Source organism: Alcanivorax sp. HI0083 (assembly GCF_001635175.1).
On record NZ_LWFX01001521.1, the window covers coordinates 1 to 513 of the forward strand.

Annotated in this window: 1 protein-coding gene; it reads left to right on the forward strand. The window is 61.6% G+C overall.

Annotated elements, in window-relative coordinates; translation table 11 throughout:
• Positions 1-513: efflux RND transporter permease subunit (locus tag A3754_RS22900; RefSeq protein ID WP_197468798.1), on the forward strand; the 513-nt coding region annotated here is incomplete at both ends.

Sequence of the window (513 nt, forward strand, 5' to 3'; positions counted from 1 at the left end):
TGGGGCAGATCGGCGACAAGGTTCGCAGCTTCAGCCAGGACACCCCCGCCGGCACCGTGGGCCGTGACGACGCCGCCAAACAACTGCGGGCACTGGGCCAGCGCCGTGACGAAAGGGCGTTTGCCGAATTGCCCCTGATCACCACTGCCGACGGCCAGCAGCTGAGCCTGGGCGACGTGGCCATCATCGAACGACGCCCCCGGGATGATCAGGCCACGCTCACCTTCGAAGGCAAACCTGCCATCGAACTGCAGGTGATGCGCGGCGAAGATGACGACATGCTGGACCTGGCAAAAAAGGTCCGTGCATGGGGCGCCGAGCACAAAGATTCGCTGCCCGCCGGCGTCAAAATGACGTTCTATTTCGAAGCCTGGAAGCACGTGCAGGAACGTATTTCCACCCTGCTGTGGAACGGTATTTCCGGGCTGGTGCTGGTGGTACTGACCCTCTACTTCTTTCTTAACTCCCGGGTGGCCAGGTGGGTCACGATTGGTATTCCCGTGTCGTTCATGG